Origin of the sequence: Streptococcus sp. 1559 (assembly GCF_013276735.1) — a bacterium.
Taxonomy (GTDB): Bacteria; Bacillota; Bacilli; order Lactobacillales; family Streptococcaceae; genus Streptococcus; species Streptococcus pseudopneumoniae.
The window spans coordinates 1-8,974 of the sequence record NZ_VMLO01000055.1; the positions used below are offsets into that span (position 1 = coordinate 1).

Below are 8,974 nucleotides of genomic sequence, written 5' to 3' on the forward strand. Positions count from 1 at the left end.
TTGTTATGACGCGCTTACGCTCCAACTAACTCTATTTTGCTATATATTTAGTAGGAGGTCTAATAAAACGCATAATCTCAAGGTTTATACACCTGATATTATGCGTTTTTATGATTTTAAAGATTCTTTAATTAGATTTACTATCTGTACTTCAAAAAGTGTTTTAATCTATCCATGGATAACCCCTTAGTTTACCCTTTGATTTTTGTTGAGTATGAGCGATTCTTTGATGAATTATTTTGAATCAGTATATCACACTTTAAACATCAATAGTTTTTACTTTTGGTTAATGGACTAAAGTAACTAAATCCCCCTGCAAGAAATCTTATAGTACCTGCTAATATTAGAATACTTATGATAGTTAAGTTATGTGAAACAAGTATCCCTCCAAGGTATGCTCCTAAGGGGATAGAAGCAAATGAGATCATTCTAGTAATACTAACAACACGTCCCAACATTTCTTTTTTGACAACTTTTTGTCGTAACGTAAAATATGTAATGGCATTGATATTGCCAAACATATTACTCAAACCTAAAAATACTCCCATATATATATAGTTTGTGTTAATTGATAGCAACATAGTAGATAGACCAGCTAGCATTGTACTGATGGAGAGGATTTTTCCATATCTAAACTTTTTAATTAATTCAGGGGCAAGAATAGCACCTAATATAGCTCCTACACCAGCTATTGAGAGTATTAATCCATAGTGAAAGGAGGTATAGCCTAGAACATCTGTAATATAGTAAACTAAGTTGGCCTGAAATATATGAATACCAAAGTTTGTTCCAAAAAAAAGAATAGCTCCACTTAGGATGATTTTATCATTTTTTACATAGTGCAAACCAATAGATATTGTTTTAGAAAGACTCTCTTTTTTAGAGATATTTACTAGTGTATTTTCTGGAGTTTTTATGCAGAGAATTAATAGGCTGGCAATTAAAAAGGTAAGAGCATTGACCCATAAAACTTTAGCTGGATTAATAAGTAATAGAACAGATCCACTAATCATAGGACCAATAAGATTTAATGTATTGTCAATAAGTTGGATTCCTGAATTGGCTTTTGATAGCTGATTGTCTGTTACAATCTGTGGTAACAAGCTTTGAAATGCTGGGTGGACTAATGGCTCTGTAGAGGAGAGCAGGAAGGTTAAAATATAAATTAAGAGTAAGAGTATATTATCATTTTTAAAAGATATTATTAGCAAACTTAGAATGACTAATGAGATTAAATGACATATTGAAATGATATATACTTTTTTGAATTTATCTGCTAATATACCTCCTACTAGAGAAAATAAAATCCATGGTAAAAATGAAATACCGTATAGAGTAGCCATATGAAATGGAGATCCTGTTTTCTCAAATACTAGCAAAGGTAGAGCTAATTTTCTTAGCCAATCACCAAAGTTGGATACAAGAAATGTTAGCCACAATATTTTGTAATTTCTATTCAATAATATTACCTCCACGACAGGTTATACAATTGGGATCTATATGCCAATGCTCGGCTATTTTTGTAGTCATTGTATTCATATCTATAGATTTTAATTGGCCTACAGTAGTTAATTCACCGATACCAGTGATATATTTTGTAACTTCTGAACAAATGATACCAGTTGCTACAGATACTAGAGGAGCTATGGCAGTATTGTCACCAACTAAATTTAAACGAGTTCTTTCTTCAAGGATTAGGTGAGAAATAGGGTGTTCTTTTTGGATAGTATTTCTCCAACAATCTATGCATCCAGATATTTTGGGGATAATAGTATATTGCAGGGCTCGTTGCGCTTCTAAACCTGCACAAAATAAAGGAATATTCAGCTTTACTATAGCTTCATTTACCCATCTTGCTAGTTTGATTTTAGGTCTATCCGCAACTAGTATTAAGCAGTCGAATCCTCGGAATGATTCAACAACATCTTCAGATGAATTGATTTTCTTTTCCTCAACAGTAAATTTTATTTGAGGATTAAATTCATAGATGCGTTGTTTTGCTATACTTGCTTTACTCTTTCCTATATCATCAAAGTTATATAAAATTTGTCTATTTAAATTAGATATATCAACGACATCAAATTCAACAGCTTTTATTTCTCCTATACCTAAGCCAGCTAAGTCATATATAATGTGAGAGCCTAATCCGCCTAATCCAATAATTCCAATTTTTGAATCAATTAATTTTTTTTGAGAAATATATTTATTTTCACTTAAAGTTGCGTAAGATGAAAAAAAGTTGATGTTTCTGTGATAACGTTCTAATTCATACTTGGATAATATTTTAGAACCAGTAAGATTTAAATCCTCGATAAATCGTTCTTTACTGATTTCATCAATAGCTTCCATTACATCAGATGGTGATAGTTCACTGTAGGTTTCTGAAACTTCTCTTATGATTTTTTCGACGGTATTAATTCCATCCATTTTTTTGAGCATGTATTCAATAGCTCCGCTAGGGTCTTCATATTCTATAATTTCTCCAACCCCACCTATATAGACCGATCCGTCTTTATATACTACTGGGTAAGCCTTTTTTAGTTTTGGACGAGCTTTTAGTAGATCCATTATATCTCCTTATATCAATTAAAAGAAAAGGTAACTAGAGAAAGTCTAGTTACCAGCCTCGGTGAAGAAAGTATTACTATCCTTCTACTGCGATTCCTGCAATACTTACAGAATGAACACGTTTTTGCTTAAGCATAAAATCTACCTCCTAATATTTAAATTTCAAGTAGCAAAGCTATGAGATAGATAGAATTTTATCATTTTATATATTTTTTGTCAATTCATTTTTCAGACAATTAATTTTTTTGTGAATTTTTAAAAAATTGAAATAATAACTGAAAAATGATAGAAAAGGAAAGTTCATTTTTAATTGCATTCCCTAGTGATTTTTGTTAAGATAAAGACAAATACAAATACAAATGAAAGCGAGAACAAGATGACACGTTATCAAGATGATTTTTATGATGCTATCAATGGAGAATGGCAACAGACAGCTGAAATCCCAGCAGATAAGTCTCAAACAGGAGGTTTTGTTGATTTAGATCAGGAAATTGAAGACTTGATGCTGGCGACAACAGACAAGTGGTTAGCAGGTGAAGAGGTGCCTGAGGATGCTATCTTGGCAAACTTTGTCAAATACCACCGCCTAGTTCGTGATTTTGACAAGAGAGAAGCTGACGGTATCACACCTGTCTTACCACTCCTTAAAGAATTCCAAGAGTTGGAGACTTTTGCGGATTTTACAGCTAAACTAGCAGAGTTTGAGCTTGCAGGAAAACCAAACTTCCTTCCTTTTGGTGTATCGCCAGACTTTATGGATGCTAGAATTAATGTTCTATGGGCTAGCGCTCCAAGCACGATCCTGCCAGATACGACCTACTATGCAGAAGAACATCCTCAGCGCGAAGAGCTCTTGACTCTTTGGAAAGAAAGCAGCGCAAATCTCCTCAAGGCTTATGATTTCTCTGATGAAGAAATTGAAGACTTGCTAGAAAAAAGACTTGAATTGGACCGTCGAGTTGCGGCAGTGGTGCTCTCTAATGAAGAAAGTTCAGAATATGCCAAACTCTACCATCCATATTCTTACGAAGATTTCAAGAAATTCGCGCCTGCCCTACCTTTGAATGACTTCTTCCAAGCTGTTCTTGGACAAGTACCAGACAAGGTTATTGTAGACGAGGAACGTTTCTGGCAAGCAGCAGATCAATTCTATAGTGAAGAGGCATGGCCTCTTCTCAAAGCAAACTTAATTTTAAGTGTAGTCAATCTTTCAACCAGCTATTTAACAGAAGAAATCCGTGTCTTGTCAGGTGCCTATAGCCGTGCGCTTTCAGGAGTTCCAGAAGCCAAAGACAAGGTCAAGGCAGCTTATCAACTAGCACAAGGTCCTTTCAAACAAGCCTTAGGTCTTTGGTATGCCCATGAAAAATTCTCTCCAGAAGCTAAGGCGGACGTGGAGAAAAAAGTGGCAACCATGATTGATGTCTATAAGGAACGCTTGGCTAAGAATGACTGGCTGACTCCTGAAACTCGTGACAAGGCCATCGTCAAACTCAATGTCATCAAGCCTTATATCGGTTATCCAGAAGAATTGCCAGCACGCTACAAAGACAAGGTAGTGGATGAGACTGCTAGTCTTTTTGACAATGCTCTAGCCTTTGCGCGTGTGGAAATCAAACACAGTTGGAGCAAGTGGAACCAACCTGTAGACTACAAGGAATGGGGCATGCCTGCTCACATGGTCAATGCCTACTACAATCCACAGAAGAATCTGATTGTCTTCCCAGCGGCTATTTTACAGGCACCTTTCTATGACTTGCATCAGTCATCTTCTGCTAATTACGGTGGTATTGGGGCGGTTATTGCTCATGAAATTTCCCACGCCTTTGATACCAACGGAGCTTCCTTTGACGAAAATGGTAGCCTCAAGGATTGGTGGACAGAGAGCGACTATGCTGCCTTCAAGGAGAAAACACAAAAAGTCATTGACCAATTTGATGGACAGGATTCTTATGGAGCAACCATTAACGGTAAATTGACTGTATCAGAAAACGTGGCTGACTTGGGAGGAATCGCAGCAGCGCTTGAAGCAGCTAAGAGAGAAGCAGACTTCTCAGCAGAAGAGTTCTTCTACAACTTCGGTCGCATCTGGCGCATGAAAGGTCGTCCAGAATTTATGAAACTTTTGGCTAGTGTCGATGTGCACGCGCCAGCCAAACTTCGTGTCAATGTACAAGTGCCAAACTTCGATGATTTCTTTACAACCTATGATGTCAAAGAAGGTGACGGAATGTGGCGTTCACCAGAAGAGCGCGTGATTATTTGGTAATACAAAGAGACAAGTAAAACTCCTATAATTACACCTTCCCTATCTATGTACACCCTAAAAAGTTAGATAGAATAATCTAGCTTTTGGGGTGTAGTTCATAGGGATTATGAAATTGAAGTCTTTTCTTATTTTAAAATTCATAGTAAAATATCCCTCTGTATCAAGATAACAGGAGGATTTTTATGTCTCAAAAGACTATCAACATAGGCTACGCCCGTGTATCTACTCATAAGCAAGACCTAGGATTGAAAGTGCAAATCGAAGCTCTCAAACATTGCGATAAACTTTTTATAGAAAAGGAATCTGGTGCAAATAACACTCGTCCTGAACTTACAAAAGCCTTAAAACTGGCCTCTGACTTTTCGAAAGATGGCAAGCAGGTTACTTTCACTATCTATAAGTTAGATAGACTGACTCGATCTATGTTTAAGCTACTAGAACTTATTGAACAATTTAATGAATATCATATTCAGCTAGTCAGTTTGCATGAAAAACTAGAAACAGACTCTCTTATTGGCAGGTTACTTTGCGTCATTTTAGGCTTTGTGGCAGAAAATGAGCTGGAAAATCTGAGGTTTCGCACAAAAGAAGGACTTCGAAAAGCTAAGGAAAATGGTGTTAGATTAGGAGCAAAACGGATTTCAAAAGAAAAGGAGGAGCGGATACTTAACAAATATCTACATTCAAATATAAGCATACGTAATATTGCAAAAGCTGAACAAATTTCTACATCAACCCTATATAAAGTGTTAGAACGCAATAAAGTGGCGAACAATCGTCAAAAAAAAACGGAAAATCATTGCTAAAAATAGGGAAAAATGGTAGAATGAAGCTGTAAATTTGTTTCGATTAACGACCGTTTGATGAAACAGTCAAAACAACAATATGAATATTTAAAAAATACGAGTTTAACAGTGTTTTTAACCTGTATTAGACTGGTATTTTTTGTGTATCGTTTAACGGTCGTTACGCGATACACTTAGTTCCCTATCTCTAAAGTAGTTAGCGAGCTTATGGTAACAAAAAATTTAAAAATTATTAAGATATGTAATAGTGTAATAGCTGTATTGTTCAGTTAATGGATAAAGGTTCATTTAAGGCTTCTATCAAGAACATTAAATGTTTAGAGAATGAGTTGGCTCAAAATTTTGCTTTTGTGGTCTTGAAAGGAAGTTGATTTTGTTATTTTATAAGCCTAAAAAGGCAATTTTACATTCCCAAGGAGGAAAAATTATGAATAAACTAACTAAACTAGGTATTGTCACTTTCTCTGCTGTAACTCTTAGTGCTGCCGTGCCAACTTTGGTGCGTGCCGAGGAAAACGTTGCGCCGCAGCCAAATGTTGCTGCTAAACCTAATGTTGCTCAACCAACACCTGCACCAAAACCTAATGGTAGCTGGGTTGATTTCAGTATGCTCGACCCAATCGCTAAACCAAAACCAAAGCTAGACAAAGAAGTTTCAAAACCTGCTGAAAAGCCAGTAGAAGAGCCCGCTCCTGTCGAAAAACCTTCGACCGAGGGCAACATTCTTGCAAACGGAACAGATGAGGCTATCGCAGAGGACAAGAAAAATGCTGAGATCGAGAAAAAATACAACGTCGATCCAACCAATCAGCTACCCGAGCCAGGTCTACCAATCATAACACCTGAGCCAGAACAACCTATAACAGATTCTAAAGAGATGAAGAAGATGGTAGCAGAGGATTTAGCCTATAAGAAAGGAGCAGCTAAGACTCAAGAAGAGTACAATAAACTGATAGCTGAGGCTAATGAGAAGCTTTGGGCTGCTGACGGAGTTGATATGGATGAACTGATCCATAGACTAATCCCAGAAAAACCTGGAGCCGTGCCAGCATTCTCAGATATAAGCGTTCGAAAATATGAAATCCAAGCAGATTTCTTAGATGCTGATCTTGTCCAAAAACATGGATACACTACTGAATCAAGAATTGATAGTCCAAAACAAGCAGAAGTTAGCTCTACATGGAACGTACATGACAAAGATAGCGCAGATGGAATACTAACAGCAAAAAAATTCTCCGACTACACTTTTAGCCACGTTGTAAAAGCCGCTGCAGATCATCCAGATATTGATCCAGATCCAAAGGTTGTCAGAGTTAGTTATGATGCAGCCTATGCTTTGCGTGGTTCTGGTTACAAAAATGGTAAAGGAGATAATCTTTTCCGCTACTATTTTATTTACACTAAAAATAAACCAGTAGAAGAAAAACCGAAAGATCCGCAACCAGCGGAAACGGAAAAACCTGCTGAAGTTTCGAAACCAGCGGAGACAGTTGAACCAACTGTGCAGCCGAAACCAGCTGAGAACAAGCCGGTTAAAACTCCAATTCCGAATCCAAAACCAGCAGAAAACCCTCAACCAGAGGTTAAACCAGCAGAGCAACCACAACCTGCTAAACCAGTAGAACCAGCTGAAAATGCTGGATTGCCAAAGCTTCCTTATCGAAACGACCAGCCAAAACGTTGGTTTAATAACGGAACAGGTCGTCCTACTCTAACAACAAACGACCTTGCGGCTCCACTTCCTGCTGAAAATGTAGAAAAAACATCTTACGGTTGGTGGACAGCTGAATCAGACTTGCTTCATGCAGGCTCTCATATAAAAGTAAATACTTTTAATTCGAATTTCAATAATCCGATGTTCGAAAATGGTAAAGAGATAAAATTTAAAGGTAGCGGATTTGGAGATATGGACAGTAGGCTTAAACCTGCTCTTGTTCGAGTAAAAGTTCCAGAGTTGGAAGGAATGAACTACGAAGCTTATACAATCTTCTATGAAGTTCCTAATAAAAATGGAAATCCAACTTACGGAACAAATCGAACTCTCCAAGGTGGTGGAATCTCTTTGAGTATCAAATCGAAAGAGAAACAAGAGGATATCCAGGTTTATACATTAACTAAGGATAAAAAACTAGAAGAACTCTATTATCCAGGATTCCCAAGTGAGGACAAAAATCGCTATGATGCGAAAACTAAAACTCATTCATACAATCTATTTGGTGAAACCTACGATACTTATGTTTTCTTCTTTAAGAACCCTGCTGAAAAACAAGCTGAGCAAGTAAAACCTGAAGTTAAGCCAAGTGAGCAACCTAAGCCAGACAAGCAACCAAGTGTTCCTACTGTTCCAGCTGAGCAACCACAACCTGCTAAGCCAGAGAAACCAGCAGAAAAGCCAATCGAGAAACCTGTAGTTCCTGACACACCAAAACCAGTTGCACCAGCTGTTCCAGATCAACCACAACCTGCTAAGCCAGAGAAACCAACTGAACAACCTGTGAATCCAGTTGCTCCAATAACACCGATAACTCCCGTAACGCCTACGCTTAATCCAGCCATCCCAAACAATACTCGTGTTCTTTCGAACAAAGCTGGAAGCGTTCAAGTGCATGGTTCAGAAGCAACACTCAAAAATGTCAGCTATATCAAGGTAGAAGAAACCAAGCCGACTTCACTTGAATCAAAAGACTACAAGGCATTTGACATTCATCTATATGACGCGAATGGTAAAGCTATCCAGCCAAATGGCATGGTTCTAGTAAGTCTTTCTGCTGATAAGCCAGTTGAAAATGTTTACTATGTTGCTCCAGATGGTACTTTACAGGCATTGAAGTTCAAACAAGATACAGATAAGGTTACTTTTGAAACCAATCACTTCAGTATCTATGCTATGACCTTCAAAGTTGCCGCAAGCCGTGATAACGGAGGTAGTACAACTCCTGTTCCAGTTGTAAATAGTAGTAATACTGAACAAAAAGGAAATGACGCAAGTAGTACAAAAACTCAAGCTGAGTCGTTAGCAACTAAGACTGAAACTATTTCGAAACAAGTAGCTAAGACTTTGCCAAATACTGGAGAAAATCACTCAATTCTCGCCACCCTATTTGGAATGTTAACTCTAACTGCTGGATTATTTAGCTTTCGTAAGGAGTCAGAATAACTCCAATTCATAGTTTATCTATCAAATATTTTAGACTGTGAAAAAATCAATTTGAGGAGATGATTTAGAAAATCTTTTCATGATAAAACGCATAATATCAAATTATCTACATCTGATATTATGCGTTTTTTATAATTCTAATACTCTTCGAAAATCGTAACCGCCCAATAACGA

General features: G+C 37.1%; 5 protein-coding genes. 3 read left to right on the forward strand and 2 right to left on the reverse strand.

Going from position 1 to position 8,974, the window contains the following annotated elements; all coding sequences use genetic code 11:
• Positions 1-266 precede the first annotated feature (266 nt).
• On the reverse strand, positions 267-1,460 hold the full coding sequence (locus HT688_RS07715; protein ID WP_001081491.1) for an MFS transporter: 1,194 nt from the start codon (positions 1,458-1,460) through the stop codon (positions 267-269).
• The gene (locus HT688_RS07720) at positions 1,453-2,568 is read right to left on the reverse strand and encodes a HesA/MoeB/ThiF family protein (protein ID WP_172923687.1); all 1,116 of its coding nucleotides are present in this window, start codon (positions 2,566-2,568) and stop codon (positions 1,453-1,455) included. The genes HT688_RS07715 and HT688_RS07720 overlap by 8 nt, the downstream gene beginning before the upstream one ends.
• Before the next feature lie 376 nt (positions 2,569-2,944).
• On the opposite strand from HT688_RS07720, the gene pepO reads away from it, so the two are divergent.
• From pepO to HT688_RS07735, 3 genes are all read left to right on the forward strand, one after another.
• Complete coding sequence (gene pepO / locus HT688_RS07725; RefSeq protein ID WP_172923688.1) at positions 2,945-4,837, forward strand: endopeptidase PepO; 1,893 nt, start codon at positions 2,945-2,947, stop codon at positions 4,835-4,837.
• A gap of 182 nt (positions 4,838-5,019) precedes the next feature.
• On the forward strand, positions 5,020-5,643 hold the full coding sequence (locus tag HT688_RS07730) for a recombinase family protein (protein ID WP_000078994.1): 624 nt from the start codon (positions 5,020-5,022) through the stop codon (positions 5,641-5,643).
• A gap of 427 nt (positions 5,644-6,070) precedes the next feature.
• Entirely contained in the window at positions 6,071-8,800 is a 2,730-nt protein-coding gene (locus tag HT688_RS07735; protein ID WP_172923689.1) for an LPXTG cell wall anchor domain-containing protein, read from the forward strand.
• Positions 8,801-8,974: the final 174 nt, after the last annotated feature.